The sequence below is a fragment of the Candidatus Zixiibacteriota bacterium genome (assembly GCA_034439475.1).
GTDB lineage: Bacteria > Zixibacteria > MSB-5A5 > GN15 > FEB-12 > JAWXAN01.
Map to the genome: position 1 here is coordinate 1 of JAWXAN010000014.1, position 26571 is coordinate 26571.

General features: G+C 48.5%; 28 protein-coding genes and 1 tRNA gene. 4 read left to right on the top strand and 25 right to left on the bottom strand.

Annotated elements, in window-relative coordinates:
• The 4 genes from SGI97_01240 to crcB form a co-directional block, all read right to left on the bottom strand.
• Positions 1-255: transposase (locus SGI97_01240; GenBank protein ID MDZ4722529.1), on the bottom strand; the 255-nt coding region annotated here is incomplete at its 3' end.
• A 631-nt stretch (positions 256-886) separates the two neighbouring features.
• Positions 887-1432, bottom strand: coding sequence for a cupin domain-containing protein (locus tag SGI97_01245; GenBank protein MDZ4722530.1), 546 nt, complete (start codon positions 1430-1432; stop codon positions 887-889).
• A 97-nt stretch (positions 1433-1529) separates the two neighbouring features.
• Positions 1530-2321: a hypothetical protein gene (locus tag SGI97_01250; GenBank protein ID MDZ4722531.1), complete on the bottom strand. Its 792-nt coding sequence runs from the start codon at positions 2319-2321 to the stop codon at positions 1530-1532.
• A 376-nt stretch (positions 2322-2697) separates the two neighbouring features.
• Positions 2698-3072 (bottom strand): fluoride efflux transporter CrcB, encoded by a 375-nt coding sequence (crcB, locus tag SGI97_01255; GenBank protein ID MDZ4722532.1) that lies wholly within the window; start codon positions 3070-3072, stop codon positions 2698-2700.
• Between the two features lie 288 nt (positions 3073-3360).
• Here crcB and SGI97_01260 point away from each other — a divergent pair, with 288 nt between their 5' ends.
• Positions 3361-4005: a hypothetical protein gene (locus SGI97_01260; protein ID MDZ4722533.1), complete on the top strand. Its 645-nt coding sequence runs from the start codon at positions 3361-3363 to the stop codon at positions 4003-4005.
• Positions 4006-4096: 91 nt separating this feature from the next.
• Here SGI97_01260 and SGI97_01265 read toward each other — a convergent pair whose 3' ends face one another.
• Positions 4097-4627 carry a BrxA/BrxB family bacilliredoxin gene (locus SGI97_01265; protein MDZ4722534.1) on the bottom strand — a complete coding sequence of 177 codons (531 nt, stop codon included), beginning with the start codon at positions 4625-4627 and terminating at the stop codon, positions 4097-4099.
• A 238-nt stretch (positions 4628-4865) separates the two neighbouring features.
• On the opposite strand from SGI97_01265, the gene SGI97_01270 reads away from it, so the two are divergent.
• Positions 4866-5219 carry a 4a-hydroxytetrahydrobiopterin dehydratase gene (locus tag SGI97_01270; protein MDZ4722535.1) on the top strand — a complete coding sequence of 118 codons (354 nt, stop codon included), beginning with the start codon at positions 4866-4868 and terminating at the stop codon, positions 5217-5219.
• Between the two features lie 388 nt (positions 5220-5607).
• Here SGI97_01270 and SGI97_01275 read toward each other — a convergent pair whose 3' ends face one another.
• Positions 5608-5883 carry a hypothetical protein gene (locus SGI97_01275; GenBank protein MDZ4722536.1) on the bottom strand — a complete coding sequence of 92 codons (276 nt, stop codon included), beginning with the start codon at positions 5881-5883 and terminating at the stop codon, positions 5608-5610.
• Positions 5884-6177: 294 nt separating this feature from the next.
• Here SGI97_01275 and SGI97_01280 point away from each other — a divergent pair, with 294 nt between their 5' ends.
• Positions 6178-6912, top strand: a complete 735-nt coding sequence (locus SGI97_01280; GenBank protein MDZ4722537.1) for a DUF2238 domain-containing protein — start codon at positions 6178-6180, stop codon at positions 6910-6912.
• Between the two features lie 38 nt (positions 6913-6950).
• Here the strand turns inward: SGI97_01280 and SGI97_01285 are convergent, their stop codons facing one another.
• Together SGI97_01285 and SGI97_01290 are read right to left on the bottom strand one after the other, a co-directional pair.
• Positions 6951-7721 (bottom strand): ferritin-like domain-containing protein, encoded by a 771-nt coding sequence (locus SGI97_01285; GenBank protein MDZ4722538.1) that lies wholly within the window; start codon positions 7719-7721, stop codon positions 6951-6953.
• Between the two features lie 21 nt (positions 7722-7742).
• Positions 7743-8456: a ferritin-like domain-containing protein gene (locus SGI97_01290; protein MDZ4722539.1), complete on the bottom strand. Its 714-nt coding sequence runs from the start codon at positions 8454-8456 to the stop codon at positions 7743-7745.
• A 470-nt stretch (positions 8457-8926) separates the two neighbouring features.
• On the opposite strand from SGI97_01290, the gene fdxA reads away from it, so the two are divergent.
• Positions 8927-9274, top strand: a complete 348-nt coding sequence (gene fdxA / locus SGI97_01295) for a ferredoxin FdxA (GenBank protein ID MDZ4722540.1) — start codon at positions 8927-8929, stop codon at positions 9272-9274.
• A gap of 28 nt (positions 9275-9302) precedes the next feature.
• Here the strand turns inward: fdxA and SGI97_01300 are convergent, their stop codons facing one another.
• The 17 genes from SGI97_01300 to SGI97_01380 form a co-directional block, all read right to left on the bottom strand.
• On the bottom strand, positions 9303-12299 hold the full coding sequence (locus SGI97_01300) for a protein kinase (GenBank protein MDZ4722541.1): 2997 nt from the start codon (positions 12297-12299) through the stop codon (positions 9303-9305).
• A 94-nt stretch (positions 12300-12393) separates the two neighbouring features.
• Positions 12394-13059 carry a nitroreductase family protein gene (locus SGI97_01305; GenBank protein MDZ4722542.1) on the bottom strand — a complete coding sequence of 222 codons (666 nt, stop codon included), beginning with the start codon at positions 13057-13059 and terminating at the stop codon, positions 12394-12396.
• A 43-nt stretch (positions 13060-13102) separates the two neighbouring features.
• Complete coding sequence (locus tag SGI97_01310) at positions 13103-13372, bottom strand: hypothetical protein (GenBank protein ID MDZ4722543.1); 270 nt, start codon at positions 13370-13372, stop codon at positions 13103-13105.
• Between the two features lie 65 nt (positions 13373-13437).
• Positions 13438-13740 carry a hypothetical protein gene (locus SGI97_01315; protein MDZ4722544.1) on the bottom strand — a complete coding sequence of 101 codons (303 nt, stop codon included), beginning with the start codon at positions 13738-13740 and terminating at the stop codon, positions 13438-13440.
• Positions 13741-14285: 545 nt separating this feature from the next.
• Positions 14286-14367 (bottom strand) — tRNA-Leu (locus tag SGI97_01320).
• Between the two features lie 70 nt (positions 14368-14437).
• Positions 14438-14875 (bottom strand): preprotein translocase subunit SecG, encoded by a 438-nt coding sequence (gene secG, locus SGI97_01325; GenBank protein MDZ4722545.1) that lies wholly within the window; start codon positions 14873-14875, stop codon positions 14438-14440.
• Between the two features lie 2 nt (positions 14876-14877).
• Entirely contained in the window at positions 14878-15642 is a 765-nt protein-coding gene (gene tpiA / locus SGI97_01330; protein ID MDZ4722546.1) for a triose-phosphate isomerase, read from the bottom strand.
• 11 nt (positions 15643-15653) lie between these two features.
• A complete protein-coding gene (locus SGI97_01335; protein MDZ4722547.1) occupies positions 15654-16868 on the bottom strand; it encodes a phosphoglycerate kinase in 1215 nt (404 codons plus the stop codon).
• Positions 16869-16887: 19 nt separating this feature from the next.
• On the bottom strand, positions 16888-17871 hold the full coding sequence (gene gap, locus SGI97_01340) for a type I glyceraldehyde-3-phosphate dehydrogenase (protein ID MDZ4722548.1): 984 nt from the start codon (positions 17869-17871) through the stop codon (positions 16888-16890).
• Between the two features lie 2 nt (positions 17872-17873).
• A complete protein-coding gene (locus tag SGI97_01345; GenBank protein MDZ4722549.1) occupies positions 17874-18596 on the bottom strand; it encodes a hypothetical protein in 723 nt (240 codons plus the stop codon).
• 520 nt (positions 18597-19116) lie between these two features.
• Positions 19117-20688, bottom strand: a complete 1572-nt coding sequence (locus SGI97_01350) for an aspartyl protease family protein (GenBank protein ID MDZ4722550.1) — start codon at positions 20686-20688, stop codon at positions 19117-19119.
• Between the two features lie 3 nt (positions 20689-20691).
• Positions 20692-21909 carry a rod shape-determining protein RodA gene (gene rodA / locus SGI97_01355; GenBank protein ID MDZ4722551.1) on the bottom strand — a complete coding sequence of 406 codons (1218 nt, stop codon included), beginning with the start codon at positions 21907-21909 and terminating at the stop codon, positions 20692-20694.
• Positions 21909-23726: a penicillin-binding protein 2 gene (gene mrdA, locus SGI97_01360; protein MDZ4722552.1), complete on the bottom strand. Its 1818-nt coding sequence runs from the start codon at positions 23724-23726 to the stop codon at positions 21909-21911. Before mrdA ends, rodA begins: the two co-directional genes overlap by 1 nt.
• A gap of 12 nt (positions 23727-23738) precedes the next feature.
• Positions 23739-24224, bottom strand: a complete 486-nt coding sequence (locus tag SGI97_01365; GenBank protein MDZ4722553.1) for a hypothetical protein — start codon at positions 24222-24224, stop codon at positions 23739-23741.
• On the bottom strand, positions 24224-25012 hold the full coding sequence (gene mreC / locus SGI97_01370) for a rod shape-determining protein MreC (protein MDZ4722554.1): 789 nt from the start codon (positions 25010-25012) through the stop codon (positions 24224-24226). Before mreC ends, SGI97_01365 begins: the two co-directional genes overlap by 1 nt.
• Before the next feature lie 32 nt (positions 25013-25044).
• Positions 25045-25497 (bottom strand): PTS sugar transporter subunit IIA, encoded by a 453-nt coding sequence (locus SGI97_01375; protein MDZ4722555.1) that lies wholly within the window; start codon positions 25495-25497, stop codon positions 25045-25047.
• Positions 25498-25585: 88 nt separating this feature from the next.
• Positions 25586-26548: an acetyl-CoA carboxylase carboxyltransferase subunit alpha gene (locus tag SGI97_01380; GenBank protein ID MDZ4722556.1), complete on the bottom strand. Its 963-nt coding sequence runs from the start codon at positions 26546-26548 to the stop codon at positions 25586-25588.
• Positions 26549-26571: the final 23 nt, after the last annotated feature.

Genomic DNA, 26571 nt, shown 5'->3' on the forward strand with positions numbered 1-26571 from the left:
CCATTCCCTTTGGTCATCGGCTAACTGCCGACGCAATCGACGCAGTTCATCCTGATCCGGAGACAAATGACCTTTCCCGGGAAAGGCCGCCTCACCATCGACACACAACTGCTCTTTCCAGCGGTGAAGCAGATTGGCGCTGATCCCCAGCTCGCGAGCTACGGCCGCCACACCACGACGCTCATCAACCGCCAGCCGAACCGCAGCCTCCTTATAGCCACGATCAAAACTCCGCCGTTTCACCTGTGAACTCATAACTAAAACTCCTCCGTCCTTGATCATAACACTATCCTTTCTCTGTGTCCACTAAATCGGGGGAGGGTCATGTTCTTATATCCGGCGCATCTATGCATCCTTGTTTTTGTATCCAATTCGAGTTGAGTGTCTATCGCAACAGGAGTCAAAGTAAACTTGAATGAAGAAGTTGTTTCATTTTCACAAGAAAATAAGAAAAATATCATGTATGGAGAGTATGTAGATGTGTTCGAGTCTGAACATACATTGAGAGCGTTCCTTGAAGGCCATTCATATGGAAATGTAAATCCCTCATTGGTAATCAAGACAAGGCCTTCTACATTCTGGTTTCTTGTTCGTGTTGAAGTACCGGGCTCCCATAACCCTTCTTTAAGGTTCGGCTTAGCAAAGATTTATCGGTCTGTCACAATTAGAATAAAAAAGTGGCTGTACTGGCGAAATTATGCGGAATTTTCATTAACGCGAATCCCGATAATAGCTATGAATAATAAAACAAAAATTATTGATAACTAACATATCAACCGCTTATGAGTACGAGCCGTACTTTTTCGCCATCCCCCCCGCCAACAACAAAGCCGCCTGATTTCTCCATCAGACGGCTTGCATACAGACTAAATATTTCTGATCCCGCTTATAGCTTCTGACTCATTTTATTCCTCGGGTCGTCGGCGGGATTCACATACATTATTCCCCATGGCCCGACTCCGTGGAGTTGAATCACACAATCCTCGCGCGCCAGGGCAAAGTGAGTTGAGCCCTTTGCCATTACGGCATAACCACCGGGCAGTAAATCTTTGAGGGAGGTGGAATCCCAAACATCGCCAGTACCCATCGCGAAATTGCCAGATATGACTGTGACATGTTCAGCCTCGGGATGACTGTGCGGACGTATCAGCCAACCGGCGGGAAGGATTACACGCATAGTGAACGGACCTACTTTGCTCGGATCCCCTTCGAGAACAGCCCTTTTCGATCCCGGCGGAAGTGAATTGGGACCGTCACCCCACTGAAACTCTGCGGCTGTCAACATTATGTGCGCCGGTCCGGTATGAGCGGTATCGGTTGTTGCCGAATGAGTTGTCTGAGTGTTCGTCTGAGCCTGATTTTCGTTCTTGGAACAACTTGTCAATATGACAAGCGCCAAAAGACTTCCAATTACATTTTGCACATTTCGCATACTGTTTCCTCATGAAATTAAGGTGTTAGGCTTATAAATAAAACTGAGTCTACGAGAAGTCAAGATAAATGAATCCACAGGGTAAAGTTCGGTCCCCCTACTCGCAGGCCGCCGGCGGCTTCAGAGTCTGAAACAAATAGTCAATCAGTGTCAGAACATCGGTGATATCAATCACGCCGCTTCCATCAAGATCGCTCTCTGCCGGACAGCAGGGAGGGCTGTTTGAGACAAAGAGCTGGTCAATAAGCGATGCGAGGTCAGAAATATCCGTTACATGGGCGCCGTCGCAATCGACATTTCCCCGCCGCTCAAAACAGCACGGGGCATTGATATCACGAATGACTACTTTCCCCTCCCACGTCGGGACATAAATGGCATTGCCCGACGCTACAAATCGAATGAGGGTACCGGCGTTGAATTCCGAAGTGTCGATAAACATGACATCGTTGACTTTCCAGCCGGGAAGATCCCAGCGGAAGGTGGCTATCAATTGTCTCTCCGGAGACGGAGCCAATCCGTCACCGCTCATCCGCACCCCGCCGAACTGAAAGAGATCGTAGAGATTTGTGGTGTCAATACTGTTGCTTGCGAATACCTGATGTATGAAGCTAAATGAGGCCTTCGCCTGGGGTGACACATCGGCTGAAGTCATCACCGCGTTCTCATAGATCCACTTGAACCCGACAGTTGCCGCCACGATATATTGCGAATCAGTGTAGAAGTACAGCTCGGCGATCATGCGCGGGCTGGCATCATTGGCGGTCGGTTTGGTTATCACAAAGAGGATTGAGTCAGGCTGTCCTTCATCCTGGGCGGAGACGCGTGCTGAGGCACATATCCAAATGACAGAAGTGAGCGCTGACAAAAGCACTGTCCGATGCAAATACATATTTTCCTCCTGCGTCGATGCTCTGCCTGCATATTCGATCAGCCTTGACCGATAGATCTCTTTGTATGCCGATGACCGGATGAAGCACGAGTCGGCGCGAAACGCCCGGTCAGGTATAATTGATTATAAGAGGTTTCAATGAGATGTCAATACTGTGCAACGAGATTTTTTCGCCTCTTGTCTTGGCAGGCTCTGGAGCGGCGGATCCTCGAACCCGCAAATCACAAGACCGTCAGGCAGAAACGCCTGGCGGCACGTGTCCCCTCTCCTTCATTGCGGGACATGCTTCTTAACATGTCGCGGCAATCTCATGTTCGTCTTTGATGCAGGTACCACACCGCTTGCGGTGTGTCATGACGATTCTTCAATTAATATGTCACACTTGTTCGCCAATAATAGCGCCCAGCCATGTCGCGGTCAGACATACGATCACTGTAAGGAATATATTTGCAATCGCCCCTGTTGTATGTCCAGCGCGGAAGAGTTCAAGAGTCTCGAGGGTAAACGATGAGAAGGTTGTGAATCCGCCAAGAATTCCAATAGTCACAAACAATCGTAGATCCGAATTCGCAATAAATCGATGCGTGACTAAAGCCATCAAGAAACCAATCAAAAAGCAGCCCGCAACATTTACCGCGATCGTGCCATAAGGAAACTGCACAGCGCCATTTCTCTGAACTGCACTTGCTATGAGAAACCGGGCAGCCGATCCAAGCCCCCCGCCGAGAAAGACGAGCCAGACCTCCTTCAATTTAGACCACTATTACACAATTTCGACGTTTCCGTTGACATACTCCGAAGAATATAGCCTTACAAAGCCCCCGCTATCAATAGTTAAACTCCTGTATTTCCCATATATACACGCGTTTGTATAGTATTTGATCATTAAAAGAATAAGGAGAAAAATGGCAAATAATCGAATCCTTTACTGCCGATAATCGTATTGAGAAGAGGAAATGCCAGCAAAGTTAACCGCCATGCATTTACAGTCTCTAAAACATCAATGAATCTTTCATAACAACAAAACGGAGGTTATCCGATGAGAAATCTATGTTCTGCAATGGGCTTAACGGTCTTGCTTTCTGCAATGACTGTCGGATCGGCCAGCGCCGATGTCAATGTTGGACTATCAGTCAACAGTGATGGCCAGAAGAGCTTTTATCTCGCTATTGGGAGCCACTACAATGTCCCAGAGAAAGAAGTCATCATAGTCCGCGAAAAGAAAATCCCGGACGAAGAGCTTCCGGTCGTATTCTTCCTTGCTCGGAAGACCTCGGTGGCGCCTGAACTGCTGATAAGCCTTCGATTAAACGGCATGTCCTGGATGGCCATTGCCAAACAGTACAATGTCGGCGCCGATGTTTTTTATGTTCCCGTGGTCGTTGAGCCGGGACCGCCCTATGGCAAGGCGTATGGGCTTTACAAAAATAAAAAGAAATCTGAATGGAAAAAGATAGAACTGACTGATTCCGAGATTGTGAATTTTGTGAATCTGCGATTTATCTCAGATCATTACGGCTGTTCCCCCGATCAGGTTATAGAAATGCGCGAGAAGGGCAAAACATTTGTCCTGATAAACGGCGAAGTAAAAGCAAATAAAGGGCAGTCAAAAAAACAATCGGCCAGCATTGATTCTGATAAAGGCAAAAACAACAAAGGCAATGACAAGAAGAAAGACAAGTAGTCAGAATGTAAAGCCACATTCATATCGATATAAGAAAAGGCCATCTGAACAGATGGCCTTTTTATTTTCCTGACAACTCGGAGGACCAAGTCTACAATTTCGACGTATAATCAGTGCCGCATTTCGGCATGACTCCAGAACCAAACACCTGCTGAACAGTCTCAGCCGAAACCGATGGGCCAGCCTTTGTGCAGTGGGCATCAAAAGCCTTCTTTAGTTTAGCTGAGACATCGGTCGCCGTTGAGCCTTCGATATCTTTGCGCTCAAGCATAAATACCAGCTTGCCGTCTTTGAAAAGCGTGACCGATGGCGACGATGGCGGCATACCGGTCATATAATCCCGAGCCTTCTGCACGGCTTCGACATCAACACCAGCAAAAACAGTCGCTGACTGATCAGGAATGACGGTATTCTGAAGCGCAAGCGCGACACCGGGGCGTGCGTGTCCAGCGGCACAGCCGCAAACGGAATTGACCACTACCAGCGCGGTCCCTTTATTATTCTTCAAGAGGTCATCGACGTCTTGTGCGTTTTGAAGCGGTCGGACGCCGACCGCTTCAAGTTCTTTCCACATAAATGTGACTGCGTCCCGGTCATACATTGAAGGTTGGGCAAATTGCATATTCGTACTCCTTTAAAATCTTTCTCTTTCAAACCGCGCGGCGGGTTCGCCGCTTTCACTATATCCTGTGAATATATCAATTTTTTATCGTTTGGCAATGATTCTTGAGTCTTGATTTACCCGGCCTTTTTTCTGTTACTATATTACAATAAATAGGGAATTTCGATAAAATCGTGCATGACAGCATAAATTAACGTAATTTCAGATCAAGAGTGAGTAATCGATGGGAGAATAAAATATGCCAGAACCACTGGAATCAAAAAGCTGCATCCCCTGTAAACAGGGCGCGCCGAAACTTACAGACGAAGAAATCACAAAGATGCTGGGCGAGGTCGACAACTGGAGGGTTATTGAACAGAGCCAAAACGACAAACAATTCAACACGCTTGAAAAGCGGTTTTCGTTCAAAGATTTTCGGGCGGCGATGGCGTTTTTACGCCAAGTCGAAGAGTTGGCCGAATCGCAAGGCCACCATCCCGATTTTTGCGTGCATTATAATAAAGTCGATTTCACAATTTGGACGCATGCTATTGGCGGCCTGCACCAAAACGATTTTATCCTTGCCTCAAAAATAGACGGCTTGAAAAAGTAGGGGGGCGACGGAATGGGTTTTCTCTAAAGCCTATCAAAGCCTATCGAACTTATTACTGTAACTGAAGCCACTATCACTCCGTGGCATGAACCGGACCCGAACTACGCCTAGACCACTAGAACCAAGGCAATGAGACACTCTTCAAATCAGCTTGGTTCGGCGTTGTAGACTTCAGCGTCGAATGCAGGTAGCTGTTATTGTACCTTTCAATCCAGCCCGATATGGCCGTTGCCACTTCATGCGGCGAACTCCGCTCCCGCAACCACATCAGTTCTTCTTTGATGGTCCGCATAATCTGACAGAAAGCGCTACACCCAATCAAAAACGCCATCTCGTACGAGATGGCGTTTTCTGGTTTGAAGACTTGAAAAAATCTATATTAAAAAAGTCAGGCCGATTGAGTCATCAGTTTTTCAACGCGGGTATTGACTGCGCCAGCGTTAAGGCCGAGGGCTTTCATCAGACATGGCCTGCATATCCCGGTCTCTCCGATCTCATCCAGTCGCACTGCGAATGTGCGGCTTCGAGGGAAATTATCTCCCACTAATCTGTCGGGATTTTCGCCATGGTCGGCGGCATAGATATTACCCTTGACAACAAAGCCGTCTTCGGGGCTGGCAATCACTTTCGTGCAGGAATCACAAACAACAAATTCTTTAATCATAACAAATCCTTCCTCTCAACCGCTACAAGGTCTCTTTCACTCAATGCCCCTTTGAGCAACCTCTGTGCCGATCAACTGTAACTTCACAAATATCCTTTAAGTCATTGAATTGCATAGTATCTAATTTCCAGCCTTGAAGCTTCCTACCGTAAAAAACCTGAACCCTCTTGCACTATTGGAGCCTCTGTTTTTCGCTCTCTGCAGACTTCTTTGGTTTCCGGCCATAAAAGCCAAACCCCTTGTTTCCTCTCCATCCCCACTTGCCATTATTATTGAGTGGCGATAAATTACCTTATGAAAAGAGTGGAAAAAGGAGTTGGCCTCGAGTTTCGTACCCGATTATTATTTCTCTTTGCCGTATGGTGGCTTGTCTGGGCTGTGGAGCCTTGGCATTTTTCAGATTGGCTGTTGGAGAATATACTCACGTTTCTCTTTCTCCCGCTGCTTATACTCACCAAAGAAAGTTTTCGATTCAGCAATCTCTCCTATGGCGTCATTTTTGTTTTTTTGTCGCTTCACACAGTAGGCTCGCACTACACCTATGCCGAGGTCCCGTATGAACAATGGACAGAAATGCTCGGATTTTCACTCAACGGCCTATTTGGATTCACCCGGAATCACTTTGATCGGCTCGTTCATTTTCTGTTTGGGTTGCTGATGGTCTATCCGGTGCGCGAACTTTTTGTACGAGTAGCCGAAACAAAAGGGGCTTGGAGCTACTACTTCCCGATTGAGTTGGTTATGTCACTTTCGATGTTGTATGAAATTGTGGAGTGGGGAATAGCCGTGTTATTCGGCGGAGACCTCGGTCAGGCGTACCTCGGCACTCAGGGGGATATTTGGGATGCTCACAAAGATATGGGACTGGCAACACTTGGCGCTTGCATAGCTATGGCTATTGTTGCGGCAGTCAATTGGCGATTTCAGAAAGATTTCGCTCGTGAATTTTCCCACAGCCTGACCGTCAAGAAGCACACACCTCTTGGCGAGATCAGACTGCGGGAAATAACAAACAAAAAACAATTATAATAAGAGTTAAACTCTACGACAATGACGGATCTAACTGCCTAAGAGACAATAAACGGATCCGCGATTGCCATGACCTGCGCGCGGGTCAGCGGCTCATCGAAGGCTTCACTCGCCGCAGACGTATTCGGGAGTTCCACTCCGGCTTGAGTCCTGTTCTCTTCACCTGCGTACACTGCGTTTATTGTAGGAACATCGTTCTGATTTCCGGTGATCCAGCCTTTGAGACCGCGGAAACGACGTACTTCAGCAGCGTGGCGTGCTTCAACTGAATGAATCTGAAGCGCGACCGTCAGGATAGGTTTATTTCCAATAAGATTTCCCGCCTGGCCCTTATATGCCCGTACTCCCGTATCTTCAAAAGCTTGAGAGAGAACCCGGAAGGTGTTATAGTCAGTGAAGGGAGTTAGCGTTCCACCAGCGGTAAAATCAAATGTTGGCTTCGAAATAGCTTGTCCACCAAGAGTACTTTGAAGCAATGCAACGTGAGCAGTTTCGTGTTTGCTGATTTGCATAAACACTGGCCGGTCAGCGGCGGGTATTAATCCTGCCGTTGCAAGTCCAATGTTATAAAATTCATTTTCAAGAAACTCAAGCGTCAGCGCGAAATTCAGCACGTCAATTACCTGCTGAGTCAGCCCAGTCTGGGCAAACGCTTTTCTGCTGAACTTGCCCATTCCGAGAGGGAGGGCCGTCAGGGCAAGTCCCGCTCCAACCAGCGCAAGACTCTTTTTAACCGCATACCGCCGCGAGGTATCACACGAAGCGTTTGAGTCGCTGTGCGGATTATCAACTATATTCGAATTTTCCATAGTAACTGTCTCCTTTTATTTCTATCTAAATATATTGCCGTCGAGTGGGGTAACTACGAATGGGTCAACTAAAGGCAGGACTTCAGCCACCTCGCGTTTAACATCAAGTCCGCCCGCATTGACGACATCGTCTCCGGCAAAAGCGGCTGTTCTTGGAGCCAAAAGATCTCTGATGACCGATGCATGGCGTGCCTCGACTGAAACTATCTTCCCCGCAAGGAGCAGATTATTCGGATCGGTTATTTGGTCGCCCGAGCCATTGTATGCCGAGACGCCCAAATCTTCGAAAGTTCTCGCTGTTTCAAGTACGCTTGTGCGCGATGCAAAGTTAACATCTTCAAAAGTGACATCGAGCGTTCCGATCGCTTTGTCGCCCAGCGCGGCTTTCAGGAAATCCCTATGAATGATCTCGTGATCGCGGAGATCAGTCAGTACCTGCATCTCTTGAGCTGTAGCTCCAGCATAGAATGAGGAAACTACTTGAGTATAGTATGCCGCTTCAAGCTGTTCAAGGGCGTAGGCAAAGTTTAGCACACCAGTATCCCCTGTAGGCTGCGGGGGGGGGTCAGTTCCCTTGTCGTCACCGCCGCAACCGGCCGTTGCCGCTACGGCGATAGTAATTCCTGACCAGGTAAGGAATCTGCGGCGAACAACAGGCTTGCTTAGTTCCGCGAGGAACTGCAGTGCCTGATTATCATTCTGTGCCGGCGAAGCCAGCGTTTTGTCTTCTTCCATTATTAGTCTCCCTTTGTAAAAGTGAACAACTCTGTGTCAAAGGACAACGCGAAAATCTGTTTAATGCCAAAAAGCCCCCTCTACAAACGATGCAAATCCCCCGACTCCTTCCATAGAGAATTTGATGAGAACAATAAATTGACCATGATCAATTCATTACAGAGTCGATGGCATGAACATTTCTGACCAATACATAATCGGTCAGATCCATGCCATTTTGTTATTGATGTAAAGGATGCCCCTCCTGCTGTCCCTTTTCGTTTATTGTTATACGCCATATCTGGCTTATCCGGTTCACGCAGAATAGTTATTGCCTGAATAAATTTATATACTTCTAAATCGTGTGCGATGAGGAAACTGGCTGCGAAAAACCCACATTGAGCCTTTCTTTATTAGATCAATTTACACGACACCGCACGTTTTCAAGATTTGCCTTGAGAATCGGCACATTCTTTCGTATACATCTGCGCATGACTCATATCGTTACAGAGCCATGTATCAAATGCAAGCACACCGATTGCGTGTCGGTATGTCCCGTTGACTGTTTTCATGAAGGGCCAAACTTTATCGTGATCGATCCTGCTGTGTGCATCGACTGTGGGCTATGTGTCAGAGAGTGCCCCGTTGATGCTATATATGATGAAGTTGATTTGCCCGAGAAGTGGGTGGAATATGGTAGTCTGAATACAAGTTTATCGACTCGTTGGCCTTCGCTGATAAAACCTAAATCGCCGCTTGCAAGCGCAGAAGAATTCAAAGATATTCAGGATAAACGACACCTTCTCGATTTGTCTGACGAAGACAAACCATCGCATTAACTGAGAGACGAGTCGTTGAACAAAACTGTCAGGATTTGTTCTTCAGACGAGCCAATCGGGACTTGGCATCGGCAACTTCTGTGATACCGGCATCGGCATTCTTCATAATATCAAGATATTCTTCATAAGCGGCAATTGCTTTGGAATCCCACCCGGATGCTTCGTAGGCATTGCCAAGGTAGTATATGACTCTGACGTTGTCTACTATGCTCAAGAATCTGAGGCGATCGTAGCTCTTGAGAGTCTTTTCAAGCAACTCAACCGCCTCACCGTAGTGCCCGGCCTCAAGATACACCATGCCAAGGTCTACGCGAGTTGGAAAATAAGAGTCAGCGCTGTCTGCCATGCGGAACCATCTGAGCGTCCCGGCATAATTCTTTCTGGCTCGTTCAATTGAGCCCATCGCCCGCCAATAAGATGACATCCACTCAAACTTGATTGAATCCATATACTTCTTCAAATATTCGGCCTTTTGGACTGCTTCATCCAGTCTTTTTTCTTTCGCAAGAAAACCAATTTCATATGCCAACACAACTGACAATCGGCGGGCATTGGGAGGACTCTCCTTGGCAATTTCTTTTACACGAGCAAATTCAGCATAAGCCTTTTCAAATTTCCCCTGTTCGGCATATAGCCTCCCTTTCATAAAATACTTCCATATTCTTTCATTTGCTCTTCGCAATTCTTTTCCCATATCCCACTCGTCATCCAAGCGATCGGCCGCAATACAATCATCCGTCATTGCAATCGCGCTGTCGAGCTTTCCCTGATAAGCCAAAATCGAAATAAACAATGTCCTTGCGTTAGCTCGGATCTCGACATCCTTGCTGGCAATAAGCGAACGCGCAACCCGCTCAACTTCGGAATAGTTTCGCTTAAAGAGATAGCAATGTGCGAGATTTACCACCGACAGGTAAAAGTCCGGCTTAATCTGGACCGCCTTCTTGTATGATTCAATTGCGGCATCGAGATTGCCATTCCAAGCATACAGGTCTCCCCGGGTGTCGTACGGGTTTGCCTCATTTGGAGCGAGTTCAATATATTTATTTATCGCCCACAGTGAGCTATCGGGCTTTCCTTCCCTCTCGTACGTGTAGGCAAGGGAATTGTAGGACGTCCTGAACAGCGGGTCGATTTCAAGAACCTTAAAGAAATATTTCTTGGCTTCGGCTGTCTTCCCCTTCCCTCGATAAAAATTGGCAAGTTCGAAAAGCGCATGCTTCTCATCGGGATACTGCTCAAAAAGCTTAAGCAACAATTTGATATACTCTTCTTCTTTGCCCTCGATAAGCGCGGCGCGGCTTTGGATATACAGTTTTTCCTTTTGACTCGCTTTGCCTGAATACTTGACGGCATTTTCGATTGCCTGCTTTGATTCTTCGCCGCTGGAGTTTGCCGCAAGCCCGAGATGGGCAATTGCAAAAGTAGAATCATATTCCAATGCCTTTTTGAAACTAAGACGCGCTTCAGATCCATAGACCTTTTGCACGTTCTCTCTTCCCTCAAGGAAATACCGGTATGCTTCTGTTGAGCTGGTGGTAACATCGGCGCTCTTGATTGCCACAGCGCTGCCCGGGATTTCAGCCGGAAGAATCTGGTCGTCCTTGACTTCTTTCGAGAGTTTATCGATGACGCTAAAAATCTTCTCTCCGTTCTCCCCGGATACCCGCTGGGATTCAAGTACCCCCCCGGTAGAGACATCGACCAATTGAGTGGTGAGCACAATGTCCGGCTCGATTTGCAGGATTGTTCCGGTCAACATCCACTTGGCGCCCGCCTTCTGAGCCACCTGAGTTGCGACTGCCCGGTCGAGGGACTTCTCTCCTTCTCTGCCAAGCAGTTTGAGAATGTCATACAAATGCTGGGTAGAGACGACTTTGAGCGACTGCGATTCCGAAAGATTGGCAATGAGCAAATTGGTTGCAATCTCGCCCAGACGAAGCGAGTCACTCGGATCGGCAAGATTATCAAAATACATTATTGCAAGGCGATTGTCCGATGCGACGGCAGTCTGGTCAGGTGAGATTTCAATCTTCCACGGTTTGAACACCAGCGCCCCGGCAATGACTACGGCGATAACCGTACCCGGAATAAGAAAGCCTCTCTTCGGCTTCAAAGCCGGGCGGCTGATACTCAGGTGCGCATATTGTCCGCTTCCGCCCTCAAGCTCGCGCTTCTCCCGCTTAAGATCGGCAAGCATCCCCGAGGCTGACTGATAGCGCATTTCGACATTTTTATCAAGGGCTCGGTCGAGAATCTGCTGAATGCCCGGCGGGGTCTGCGGTTTGTGAACCATGACTGACTCCGGCATCGCATGGAGAATGTTATTCATTGTCGCGGCGTCGTTGTCTCCTCTAAACGGAGAATGGCCGGTTATGAGTTCATAAAGAACAACACCGAAAGAAAACATGTCCGAGCGCGGATCGACCGGCTTGCCTTGTACTTGCTCAGGAGACATATAGCCTACCGTGCCAAGCGTTGAACCTTGCTTGGTCAGGCGTTCGCCTGCTTGCAGGCTGGCCAGTCCAAAATCAAGAATATGGAGGCGGCCGTCTTTATCAACGCTGATATTCTCCGGTTTTATATCCCTATGAACGATTCCGGCGCTGTGCGCGGCATGGAGTCCCTCGCAAATATGAATGGCCAGGTCAAGAATCTCAGACACATCGGGATTTTTTTCTTTGGCGTAGACGCGCAAGGAACGCCCCTCGACATACTTCATCGCAAAAAACGGACGCCCATTAAAGTCTCCGACTTCATAGATGGTCACGATATTGGGATGATCGAGCGCGGCGACAGCCTTCGCTTCACGGGCAAAGCGCGAAGTGAACGATGTATCGGTTGCAAGATGCCAAGGCAAAAATTTGAGGGCGACACGGCGGGACAAGCTCTTGTCATCGGCGAGATACACTTCGCCCATACCTCCAAATCCGATTTTTTTGACAATGATAAATTTGCCGACAACTGTCCCGGCTTGGATAGGTTGACCTGTGCGAGTCTTCTCGTCGTTATCTGGCTCGGTCATGAGGCGTCATCCAAAGTCAAAGGTTCAATACCAATACGAATTGAATATGAACTAGTTAAGAGCCGAGCGCAACCGCAAAAACAGCAGTGTTGTTCTATAAGAAGGTCGCCAGATCATCGAGTGCGTGCTTCTTGATATCAGGAACCATTGCTCCGTCTGCCGGATATCCGACTACAAGCACCAGAAATGGCCGCTCCGATGTCGGGCGGTTGAGGATTTTGTTCAAGAAGCCCATCGGCGACGGAGTATGGGTCAGGGTGGCAAGTCCTGCATGGTGAAGAGCGGTTATCAAAATACCAGTGGCAATACCGACTGATTCCGGAACATAATAATTTTTCAGCGTGCTGCCATCGGTATTAGTTGTGAATTTCCGTTCAAAAATGATAATGAGATAGGGAGCGATCTCGAGATATGGTTTGTGTTCGTCCGTTCCGAGCGGCTCAAGAATTTTCCGCCATTCATCGGTAATCTTATTGTCGTAAAAGTCCTTTTCGACTTTTTCGGCTTCGATCCGAATATGGGATTTGATATCCTTGTCACTCACAACTACAAAATGCCAAGGCTGGAGATTGGCTCCGTTGGGGGCTGTCCCGGCAGCCAGAAGGCAGTTCTCGATTATTTCGCGCGGCACTGTTCGGTCTGAAAACTCACGCACTGTTTTACGACACCGGATTTCATCATAGAATTCCTTGGCGCGTTGTTTCATTTCTTGAGGAGAATATTCCTTGTAACTGCTGTACGGAATAAACGGATATTTCATAACGCAAACGTCCTCTATGCTCTGGTAGAAGGTCAGGCAGTCGTTATGCGCTTTGCTCGCAAAGCGACGTGAGACCAATGATTTTTTTGGCGGTGTAACCTTGCTCGAACAGGCACTGAATTTTGTCCCGCGTCATTATCTCCTCGAGCTGTTTATTGTATCCGCTTTCAGACGGCAGAATTGCCATGAGATAGCCAAGACTGCTGTAAATTGCCGCCCGATCATAATCGGGCAGATCATATTCGATTACAATAATGATAGCTGTGAGAATTGTCAGCCTGTCATGAGGAAGGTCTTTTTCGAAACAATTCATGATCGGATATTTCATAATATGTCCACTGAAGTCGCGTATTATCTGCATCGCTTCATCTTTACCAATCATTGGAGCATAGCGCTGGTGGTGTGGAGCAGTTTATTGATTCGCACGATGGTTTCTTCGATAGGTGAAACCGGTCTTGCCCAGCTAACAAGTTGAGCAAACCCCAATGGGTTTAGACACCAGACGATAAAGCCTATTGGCGGAAGGCCACCCCCGGCAGGGGCTTTGAGCTGCAAATAACCGATATATATCCATCCTACAAAAAGCGCATACTTAAATATCTGGACAGCTTGAGCCTTATACTTCCACTGGAAAAGCTCATTCCAGTTGATATCCCATTGTATACTATAGTCACTTCTCATACAATTCCCTCTCTTTCTGCGGCTTCGATCGTGCGTAGTCAGACTGCTGTCATGAGAAGAATATGAAATGTTAAATACCCCAATGCAAGAAAGAGATGTCGAGACTCGGGCAACTCTGTCCACCCCACCACAACGGGCAGGCGTGGCGGAGTGTGGTACAAAATATTTATAGCCGCCCTCGCGTCGTACTCTGTTCCGTCGGGTCTTGGCTTTGGCTGAGTCCGCCAAAGCGGACGAAGACAAAGATGTGACCTGACGGTCACATAGTGCGACAGTCCGCCGCGGCGAACCGCCGCGCACCAAAGAAAAGAGGTCGAGACCTAAGAAGGTATCGACCTCCGAACCAAGAGAACTGAGATTGCCACGTCACTCCTAAGAAGTCGCTCCTCGCAACGACTCATTGGGAGTTCTGTTTTTACTTCTTGTACTTGTACCACACTCCGCAACCGGCGGACGGTATGGTCTTCTCTGTGGCATCGGGCGGACTCGCCCATAAACAAAACAAACCCCTATGATCAGCCGGGTCACAGGGGTCATTCATTTTATGCGGGAGACGAGACTCGAACTCGTATGTCTTGCGACGCTACCCCCTCAAGATAGTGCGTCTACCAATTTCGCCACTCCCGCAAACTCTGTTCCAATTTTTCTATGCGTTAGTCGATGAGGCCAATTCCGCGACACGCAGGACACATCCCGGTTACGGGGTTGTCGAACCTCCGACCGTCGTATCAATCGGCTGCTGTGTGCCTTCGCCCGGAATCACCTGAATTCGCGAGATCGAATCAGCAATTCTCTGCTGTTGCGCGGCCTGTTGTGATGCGGCCTGCTGTTCACGTTCCCGTTGTGCCTGTTCCGTCACGGGAGATGTTGTGACTGATGACGGGTCGGTCATCGTTTGATCGCGCGAGGATGACATAAATGCCAGCGCGCCGCAGTTAATCATGAAGAGAACGGCAAGATATGTGGTTGCTTTGGTTAGAAAAGACGCCGCGCCTCGTCCGCCAAAAACCGCTCCGCCGATACCGCCGCCAAATAACGAGCCGGCCAGTCCTTCTCCCTTTGACGATTGCATCAAAACCACAAGAATCAAAGCAATCGACACTAGGATGTGAAATATTACCCATGCACCAAACAAATTTATACCTCCACACTTTCATTCGCCATAATGATGGCGATAAATTCTTTTACTACCAATGACGCGCCTCCTACAAGAGCGCCGTCGATGTCCCGTTGACTCATCAAAGCGCGGGCGTTGTCAGCTTTCACCGACCCGCCATACAAAATCGATATTCTCTCAGCGGTCTCCTCAGACCACTTCCTAATCCGGGTTCGAATAAAACGATGTACTGCCTGCGCCTGTTCCGGAGTCGCTGTCTTACCAGTTCCAATCGCCCAGACTGGCTCATAAGCAATTATCGTCTTCTCAAGATCATCGGCTGAAAATCCGGCATAGACTCCGTCGATCTGTCGGCCAACAACCGCCTCGGTTTCGTTCCGTTCATGCTCTCCAAGCGTCTCTCCGACACAAATAATCGGTGTCAGACCGTTCTCAAGCGCCCGTTTGGCCTTCACATTCACGCCTTTATCAGTTTCAGCGTAAAATTGCCGCCTTTCCGAGTGGCCTAAAATAACAAAAGTTGCCCCGACTGTCAATAGCATCTCAGCTGAGACTTCGCCGGTAAATGCTCCCTTTTCATGCTCGGACATATTTTGCGCCCCGAGTCCAATTGGGCTTCCTGCAACAAGTTGCGAAGCCGTCAAAAGTGAAGTGAAAGGTGGGCACAAAATAACCTGCGAAGTCATATTTGCAGGCAAAAGCGGTTTCAAACCGGCAATCAGTTCGTCGGTCTCTCGGATTGTGCCATTCATCTTCCAATTTCCGGCGATTATTCTTGTTCGCATGGTGAGAAATATTAGACCGCTGTAACTTGAGGCAATTCTGTCAAGGCCGCTACACCGGGAAGCTCTTTACCTTCGAGAAATTCAAGTGAGGCTCCGCCGCCGGTCGAAATATGGGTAAGCTTACCATCGAGTCCAGCTTGTGCGACAGCGGACGCTGAATCTCCGCCTCCGACAATCGTAATTGCGCCGCATGCGGTCAAATCGGCGAGCAATCGGGCGATGGCGAATGTGCCATTTGCAAAGGGCGGATACTCAAAAACACCCATCGGACCATTCCACACAATAGTTTTTGCCGGTGAGAGTACATCGGAAAAAAGGTTGACTGAGCCCGGACCAATATCTAATCCCTTGCAGCCATTTGGAATTTTGTCTATTGGCACAACTTGCGTTTGAGCAGTGGCCGATATTTCGGATGCAACAACCGCATCGACCGGAAAGTACAACTTGGCTCTTGAATTGTTCACTTTGCTCATAATCTCACGAGCCAATTCGACCTTGTCCGCTTCGAGAAGCGAATCGCCGATAGCATATCCCATAGCCTTGGCGAAGGTGAATACCATTCCTCCGCCGATAATTAAAATATCCACTTTGTTCAGCAGATTGGTAATAACATCGATCTTCCCTGATATTTTTGCGCCACCAAGTATCGCAGCAAAGGGTCGCTTTGGTTCGTCGAGAGCCTGACCAAAATAAGCCAGTTCCTTCTGCATCAAATATCCCGCGATTGCCTGATTAAAATAGGCAGTCACACCGACAGTCGAGGCATGAGCGCGATGAGCCGAACCGAAAGCATCGTTGACATACATATTAGCAAGCGAGGCAAGTTTTCTTGCAAACTCAGGGTCATTGGCTTCCTCACCGGCATGGAAACGGAGATTCTCTAAGAACAGGCAATCGCCGTCATGCATTGTTGAAACCAAATTCGAGGCTTCGGGGCCGATGCAGTCATTGGCAAAGAGAACTTTTTGCCCGAGTAATTCAGAAAGCCGCACAGCCACCGGTTTTAGTGAACAGTCAGGTGTGAAGATTTTTTTGGGACGTCCCAAGTGCGAGCACAGAATTGCCCGTCCTCCCTCATTCAAGATTTTCTTTACTGTCGGCAAAGCTTCGCGAATACGGCGATCATCGGTTATTCGCATATTAGTGTCGAGCGGAACATTGAAGTCCACTCGCACCAGAACTTTGCTTCCTTTGAAGTTTACATTATCTACAGTTAATTTATTCATATCCGTACCGTTATCGTCATTACATCATCAGCATCATATCCACCATGCGGCATGAAAAACCCCATTCATTGTCATACCAGCCGAACACTTTCGCGTAGTTTCCCTGAACGGCGGTCATGCCGGAATCAAATACTGCGCCGTGAGGATTGCCGACAACATCAATTGAAACGATTGGCTCTTCGCAATACTGCAGTGTTTTCGAGAGAGGGCCACTTGTCGCCGCCTTTTTGAATGCGGCATTGATCTGCTCGACTGTGGCTTCGCACTCCATGATGACACCAAGGTCAACCAGCGATGCATCAGGTGTCGGAACACGGATTGCCACTCCGTCCATTTTTCCTTTGAGAGCCGGAATTACTTCTGCTATGGCTTTTGCTGCCCCGGTTGTTGTTGGGATCATCGACATCGAGGCCGCACGGGCGCGGCGCAAGTCAGAATGAGGGGCATCCTGAAGTCTCTGATCAGCGGTGAAGGAATGGATTGTGGTCATGAAGCCTTTGACAATCCCAAAATTATCCATGATGACCTTGGAGAGCGGCGCAAGGCAATTGGTTGTGCATGAGCCAATTGAAACGACATGATGCTTGTTCTTGTCATAGTCTTGGGAATTGACGCCGAGGATAAATGTCCCGTCGTGTCCTTTGGCCGGCGCGGAGATAAGAACTTTTTTGGCCCCGCCGTTAATATGTTTTGAAGCTCCAGCTTTGTCGGTAAACTTGCCGGTACATTCGAGAATAATATCGGCGCCAAGTTTGCTCCACGGCAGGTTGGCCGGGTCTTTCTCTGCCGACACCGGAATCGATTTACCGTTTATGACTATGGAATTTCCTTCGACACGGATTTCCCCCGGGTAACGGCCATGAACGGAATCATATTTTAATAGGTGCGCAAGGGTCGCGGCATCGGTGATATCATTTATTCCAACGACGTCAATGGCCGTATCACGCGAGGCTTTGAAGACCAACCTCCCAATTCGGCCAAATCCATTTATCCCAACTTTCATTTTCAGAATCTCCTTCTCGAAGGCACAGCGCTATCATTCTTCTTTGTGGGCGTATATAGATATTTCACGCCTATCATTATCGAAAGCCCGCTATAATCTTGCACAAACACAAGCGGTTTAGAAAAAGTAAACGGCATATAAGAAAATGTCAACTCAAGACCAATAGGCCGGGCAAGAGGGTAATCGATGCCACCCCCGAGGCTGTAGCCTAACTTCGTCTCGGTATCTTCATTAAAATCCGAATAATAAAAATCCGATCGGGCAAGCTGGATATCATGTCGCCCATGAAAGAAGCCGCCCCCGATTGTGAAGTATGGTTGGAATCTAAACAGACTTGCTGCGAAGGGATATACTTTCGCTTTAATTAGTATTGGATATATGACCAGCGAGCCATAGAAACTTTCATTGAATGTATTGTTGACCGTGACATCCCCGCGATTCACTATACCAATTGAAAGCTCGCCAGCGAAGAGTCGGCTGAAACGGTGAGAGTAATAACCTTCGAGGTAAAAGCTGCCGCTTTTGAAGTCAGAAAGTATAGAAGATGAGCCTTGGTTCCGCTCGCGCAGAGGTGTATCACCAAGGTTCCTCCATCCGCCGAGCCGTGCCCCCATCTGATGCTGGGTATTGAAATGCGCGATGAAGGCTCTATCAGAGTCCTGTGCGAAAAGCGCTGGCGCGCCACACAGTATAAAAAAAAGAAAACAGCCCAAAATTAATGGCATTAAAGTGAGCCTATAAGTCAATGTACAGGAAAACGTTGGAGACATCTTCCTCCTCTCATCTTCTGGTGTCAGGTTGCGGGCCGCCATCGGCAGTAGTATGCACTATTTTACCCCTTTGCGAAAGAAAAAACGATACAAATTCTGCCGGTGAGTTATTTCGCGTCCGCCGGTGGCGGAGGAAATCAGATATCCTTATTCGTGCGGTCCGCCGCGGCGGACTGCCCCGCACCTTTGTACCCCACCCAAAGGGTGGGTTTTGTTCTCCTCCAAGCAATGAGCGATCCCTGACGGAACCGTGAGCGCTTGTAAATGTCGTACCGGTCCGCCACGGGCGGAGTACCTAGTATTTTCTTTTTCCCTTCTAAGCAAACGATAATGTGATTGTCTTCGCAGTGCAGTTAGGCGCCCTCGCCTGACTGTTTTGACGTGTCGGGCGAGGGCGCCCGACACAACATGGAATATCAGCCCATCCGCCGTGCCATTCCCCGCCACCCCGCGCTTCAAGATTCATCAAGAACAACTACGGTCTGAGAAAAATAAGAGACTGATGTTCATAATCGAATAAAACCTTGAACTGTTTCAAAATGAGGTTGCCGATATTTCCGGCAAGTTCATTTGAACCAGTTATCCCCGCGCCCTTCTCGGTAAGAATAACTCGCAAAGAGTCTAAGGCAATACTCCCAAACTGGAAATGCGATGCAAATGCAGTTTTGCTCCCGGCTTCGCCGCCAATTCCACTTATGGTCGAGCGGGTCGTTTTCACATCCTGCAGAGAATCATATAATTTTGTCTTTTGCGCGAAATCCTCATGAATAATTAGTCCGAAGGCATTCCCGATATCCACGATAAAGTCCCCCGCGATACCTTCGATTTCCGCTCTAATTGTGGGGACATTCGAAACCATTCTAAACGGGACAAGCACTCCGCTGTCTGGCGGAGCGTAAGTCGCCGGATTGTAAATAGTGACAGTCGAGGCCGCGTAGTCAATAAGAAGCGGAAAGCGCGACATAAAATCATACCCCAAAATCCCGCCGTAGACATTGTCTCCGTCGCTACTCTGGCCTATATCAGATAAATCCAAACTGCCGGCAACTTGGCCGAGCAGTGTCAAACCGTCCAATTGTATCGAATCGGTCTCCACCAACTGAACTTCGGCAAACCCTCCGATCCCTCTCGCTTGCACTGTACCGACAACAGGAAGTTTAAGCATATCGGCAGCGGCTTTGTTGATAATGTTTGCCGAGGAGCCTGAGTCGAGGATGAATTTCATTTTCTTGTTGCCGTTGACAGTGGCGCTCACATAAAGATGTCCCCCTTTATATTCAAAGGGCACAATCAGCTTGTCGACACCTTCAGGGAATCGGTAATCACCGAGCGCACCGCCTATCATTGAAAAGAGAGAATCAGCGCAGACGGCGTTGAGATCCACTTTTGTAATTGTGAACTCGGATTCGATTGGTGTGTCAATTGTCACCGTTCGAGAGACGAAAGGAATAATCACCTTTTCTACTTCGCGGAAATCTTCCGAATAGGTCACACTCTTTATATTGTCGAAATCGCTCTCGAGCAGATGCGGAAGTCCCGTCGCGATATCGAAGAGAACAATCACCGTATCATTATTGAAGGGATATAATGCGACTTCGTGATAGCTTTTTCCGTCTCGTGTAGTTCTCCCGCGATACTCACGGCCGCCTTTGAGCCTGTCTTGAAAAAGATACGAGTACGACTGAAAGTAGACTTGCTCTAAGAGAACCCTTCGCTCGAAACCGCTCAACTCAGTAATCGAGCCGTTGTGATCTTTCTGCCATGCTATTTTGCCGTCATATCCTTGGGCGAATGTCAGCGCGCCGAGTGAGATTTCAAGAAAAAATTTGTCCGGCGCTGAAAAGCAAAACGAAAATGTCGCCGGTTGCCCACTACTAAGAGCTGTGCCATTGGCCGAATAGCTCGAGACGCGCTTCAATCGTTCGAGCGCGTTTTGACCACCGACAGACTTTAAAAGAAGGGAATCGAGGTTAAATTCCTGAGCTTGAGAAGGCAACGAAAATGCCATAGAAGCTGAAATGACAATTAGCAGTATGAAACGCGGCATACGCTAATACTCCTGCCAATGATAGCCTGCCAGAACTATCAGTCCGACAAGCGTCCATACCAGCACAAGACTTGTGCCACCGTAGCTGACAAACGGCAGTGGCAGACCGGTTACCGGCATCATCCCAAGCGTCATCCCGATATTCACCAATACCTGAAAGAGCAAAATTGATGCGGCGCCGACAACAATATACGAGAGAAATGGGGAGCGGCATTTGACCGCGGTGCGTATGGCGCGATAGAAGATTATTCCAAACAAAAGCAGTATGACCATGCCGCCAACAAATCCAAACTCTTCTCCTATAATTGAAAAAATAAAGTCTGTGTGCCGCTCAGGCAAGAAATCCAATCGCGACTGCGAACCTTCAAGGTACCCTTTGCCTGTCAGCCCACCCGAACCAATAGCGATCTTTGACTGGATAATCTGATACCCCGCTCCACGCGGGTCGCGCCCGGGATCCAAAAATGTCAGTATCCTGAGCTTCTGATAATCTTTCAATGTATTCCAGATGAACGGCGTAAATGTGCCAAAAGCTAAATTGAAAATTATAACAACCAGCCCGAACAAAAAGCCGGGCTTAAAGAGCGCCAGAAGCCCAATAAGAACGGCAAAGTATATCACCCATGACAGCCAATGCGAGGCCGAGAGTAATGACACAAGCGGTGAGACAATGAGAAACAAATACCAAGGCGATAATCCCGACCAAAACCAGAGCGCGAAAAGCATCACAATAAGCACAAGCGATGTCCCCAGATCCGGCTGTTTCATTATAAGCGCCATCGGGATGCCGGCAATGAGTGCGGAAATGGCAAATCGCCGTTTTGAAACAAGTGGAAATTTGGTATATGCAAAAAATCTGGCGAGCGTCAAGAGTACAGCAATTTTAGCTATGTCCGACGGCGTGATACTGACCGGTCCAAGGTCAAACCACCGCTGCGCGCCCAGCCGAGATGTTCCCACCGAAAACACAAGGATAAGCAATAGTAAAGCGATGGCGTAGGTGAAATAGGCTCCCATATCAAAAAGCCGTGGCGGGAGATGTATCACCGTCAGAAAGACAACAATCGCCACAATAAGCCAGACCATCTGTCTCATATAGAAAGTTCGTTCGTAGGCGTGCGGCGAATGATACTCGGCAGACATTATGACAAGAATACCAATAGCCGAAAGCGCGAAAGCGCAGGCGATCAGTTTCCAATCGAGTAGTTTGTAATCCAGCATCAGAGACTATCCCTCAGTGAGAGCTGGAGCGTATCGACGATTCCAAGTTTTTTATACATATATTTCTGAATGATTTTCGCTGCCGCAGGCGCAGCAATCTCAGAACCATGACCGGCGTTCTCTACAATAGCGCACACGACGATTTCCGGAGCCTCAAGCGGCGCGACACCAACAAAAAGCGAGTGTTCATTGCCATGCGGGTTTTGCGCTGTGCCGGTTTTACCGCCGATACTGTAGTATTTATTCTTGAGCCCTCTTGCAGTACCCCCCGAGCCTTCGACGACGAGACGAATTGACTCTTTAAGCAGTCCAAGTGTCGTTGGCGTAAAGGGTAGTTTGAATGAAATCTCCGGTTTAACCGTCTCGGTCTTCCCTGTGGTGGGGTCTGTTATTTGTTTGACCACATGCGGGCGATATACGGTCCCGTTGTTTGCCACTCCACAAAAGAACTGCGTGAGTTGAAAGGGCGTCACCAAAATTTCGCCTTGGCCGATTGAAGTGTTGAGAACTAGTGTGCGTGTCCACTTTTTCTCGCCATACCGTTTATTGTAATAGTCAATCGTAGGGACGTTTCCCGAGGCCTCCCCCGGAAGGTCGACTCCGGTGGGGACACCAAATCCGCACTTCTGAAAGTATTCGGCAAGTATCTGCGGACCAATTTTCATTCCGAGTTGATACATGTAGACATCGCATGAATGCTCAATGGCATTTGCCGGCAGGAGCACACCGTGCCCACGTTCCTCCCAACAACGGAAATAGCGATTGCCAAATTGCATTCCTCCAGAGCAGCCGCGAAAAGTTGTGGATGGTGTAATAAAACCAGCGTCAATTCCGGCTCCGACAGTAATCAACTTAGTCGTAGAGCCCGGGGGATACAGCCCGGTCATGGGTCTGTTTAAAAGCGGATGGCTCGAATCGGCTTGCATGGATCGCCAGAGCGAATCGGGAACAACCGACGAAAAGATATTGGCATCGTAACTCGGATATGAAGCGAGCGCGAGAACCTCACCTGAACGCGGGTCAATTGCGACAATGGCGCCGCAGCAGAACTGGGTAAGTACCTCCACACAAGCGCGCTGGAGATCGAGATCAATAGAAAGGGTCAAATCCGCCCCTGGTCTGGAATTGACTTTTTCTCGTCCGGAGTATGTTCCAAGTAGCTGACCGGAAGCTTTGATTTCTATAAAGGCCGTACCTTCATTTCCCCTCAGAGCCTGATCATACTCCCGCTCTATACCTCGCTTGCCAATCATAGTGCCCATTCGATAGAGATCCGGGTCGACCTTTTTCAACTCTTCCTCAGAGACCTCATCGACATAGCCCGCAAACGATTCAACACTCGCGCCGGGGATATACTGCCGCACCCTGTCCATCTGATAACTGACCCCTGGAAATTTTCCGCTTTGCTCTTCGAGAACGGCCACTGCCTCGAATGCAAGATCGCGTTTAACGGGTGCTGGCTGGTAATAGCTGACTGTGTTGCGACGTATCCGCGCCCGGACTTTCGAAGTGTCTGAGTTAATTAACTTGGCCAAATTCGGAACTGTTTGCCCCTTCTCCTCTTCAGCCGGAATAACCGAAAGCGTATAGGAGGGCCGATTACCGGCCATGACTCTCCCTTCACGATCAATAATCAATCCCCGCTGGGGGATAATCGGAACGACGCGAATCCGATTGTTTTCTGATTTTTCTGCGAGTTCGTCATGATCAATGACTTGAAGTTTTATAAGGCCGATTGTCAGCAGGAGAAAGATCGCTCCGATAACGACAAGGCCGAACTGTTCACGAACTGCGAGGGAGACTTTGCTCGATTCCATATTATGCTTGTACTAAAAAAGCTGTTGAATCTTTCTTCGAGTTATCAATCCATCGCGAATAAAGAAGAAAAAGATGCTGATTACAGTAGTATACAACGCCCCGCCGAGAACAAAAGGGAGAAAAAGAGCGAATTGCCTGAGGGATGGATCAATGATCCAACTGAGAAAATTATGTATAACGATTCCAATGAAAACCAGGAGCACTTTGGCAAGCAACGAATCAAGGTTAAGTTTTTCACGGACATGAAAGGCAACCAAACCAAGTCCTGCCGGCGACGCCGCCTGCCAGCCGATCTGACCCGGCTCCCCCGATGCAAGGACTATACCTGCAAAAAAGCCGAACCACGTCGCGGTCAATTCGGGCTTATAGAGTGCAACAAAAAGAACTGTCAGCCCGGCGATGTTCATTGTAATTCCATGAATAGCTGTGGGATTGTACAGAACGACTTGGTAAAAAGCGATCAAGAGCAGATAGAGAATGAATGGAACGATTCTCATTACAATTGCGGCCTCAGGACAAAGAGTTCCTCGAGCCGGTTGAAATTAACCGCTGGCTTCAAGACAATTCGCGCAAACATTTCATTTTCGGGGCGGTCGATATTCAGAACCCGGCCCACAGCCAACCCGGGCGGGAAAATACCGCCAAGACCCGATGAGATAATCAAATCCCCTTCGGAGAGTGGAGACTGAACTGAATAATTGTCCAACATCAAATTATCCGAACGATCGTATTTCACAATACCCATTTCTCTTGTATCGGCAACCCGCACGGCGACCCGATTGACGGGATCAGTCAACAGCTGAACCGTCGCCACATCGGGGCCGACTGAACTTATTCTGCCGACAAGCCCTTCTTCGTTGATGACCGGCAAGTCGATCGCCACACCGTCTTTTGTACCACGGTTTATAACGGCTGAATTCGGGAGCCGGCCACCTGTTGTCGAGATGACTTTCGCCGGCAAAATTCGGTATCCCGAAGGGGCTTCAAAACCGAGGATGCGTTTGAGCCTGTCATTCTCGCGATTGGACTCCTCCATCATGGATAACCTGATCGAGGCCTCCACAAGCGATTGTCGGAGACTGCTATTGTCTTTAGCCACCTCATGCAGTTCCAGGACGGCAACTTTAACTTTGAAGAACGGGAAGTACAATATGCTCATCGGAACTTTAGTAACCGTTGCATTCACTCCGCCCAGATTGAGAATGAGCGTCGTGCACAATGCCGCTATAGTAATAAAGTGTAAATTACGCAGGTAGCGCGAGAAGAGATTTGAAACCCAATTCATTATATCAGTATCGGATCATATCCGATTTGACTTCAGTCAATATTGTCCATTAAGGCGAGGACATCACCGGGCGAAGTGACTTTCATGAGTTTGGCTCTGTTCTCCTCCGATTTCATCAAATACGACAACCGCGCCATGACATTCAAATGCGCGCCAATTGCATCTTCCGGAGCGCCGATGAGAAAGATTAGATGTACTGGTTTATGATCCATTGCGTCAAAATCTATCCCCTTCTGGCTTCGCCCAAAAGCAATCACGATCCCTTTCGCCGCGCCGGTTTTTGCATGGGGAAAAGCCACCCCATAGCCGACACCAGTCGTCACCAATTCCTCGCGCTCTTTGACATCAGTCAGCAATTCGTTGCGGTCTTTAATCATCGAAGATCCGGCGGCCAAATCGACCATCTCCTCGATTGCCTCTTTCTTATTCTTGGCGTTTAGCGAAAATGAGACCAAGCTCTCATCACAGAATTTTGACAGTTTCATTTACCTAACCTATTCATAAGTTTCGACATATTCGATAAACCTAATCCAGCAGACTGAGGTTTCCAAAGAATACTTATCATTATCTTCTTCAGGAGACGCTGAACTCGCCCATTTTCCGGTATTTCTGCATCCGCTCTGACAACAATATATCGAGCGGCATTCCTTTAAGTTCATTCAGGCATTTAATAATATCAGCTTTAAGAAGTCGCGCGGCCTCGACTGGGTCATTATGCGCTCCGCTTGTTGGCTCCGGCACGACACGGTCTACGATTCCAAGCTTGACCAAGTCCTCCGATGTCGGTTTGAGCGCCTCGGCGGCCTCCGACGCACGCGTGGCGTCTTTCCAAAGAATGGCCGCGCATCCTTCGGGCGAGATAACCGAATACCAGGCATATTCCATCACAAGTACCCGATCTCCTATCCCAATTCCAAGCGCCCCGCCGGACGCCCCTTCGCCGATTATGACGACAACGATCGGAGTCTTCAGTTCAAACATTATCTGAATGTTTTTTGCTATAGCTTCAGCCTGTCCCCGCTCTTCTGCGGCAATACCGGGGAAAGCCCCCGGCGTATCGATGAGCACGACAATTGGCAGGGCAAATTTCTCGGCAAGGTAGAAAAGACGTCTGGCCTTGCGATACCCCTCGGGATGTGCCATACCGAAATTGCGGTAGAGCTTCTGCTTTGTGTCACGTCCTTTTTGCTGCCCGATTATCATCACCGGCTCGCCATCAATTCGAGCAAATCCGCCGACCATAGCTTTGTCATCCCCATAGGAACGGTCGCCGTGAATCTCGACAAATTCAGTCGTGATCTGTTCGATGTAATCTAATGTATATGGACGCTTGGGATGCCGGGCTATCTGGACTCTCTGCCAACGGCTGAGGTTGGTGTAAATCTCGACACGGAGACGGTCGAGCTTCTTTTCAAGCGAGGCAATTTCGCCTCCGAGTTCAATACTCTCGCCCGCTGAGAAATCTCGCATATCCGAGATTTTTTTCTGAAGCTCCGCTATCGGTCGCTCAAAATCAAGATACGGTCCCTCGCTCATAGTATTGACTCAAAAGCAGAAAT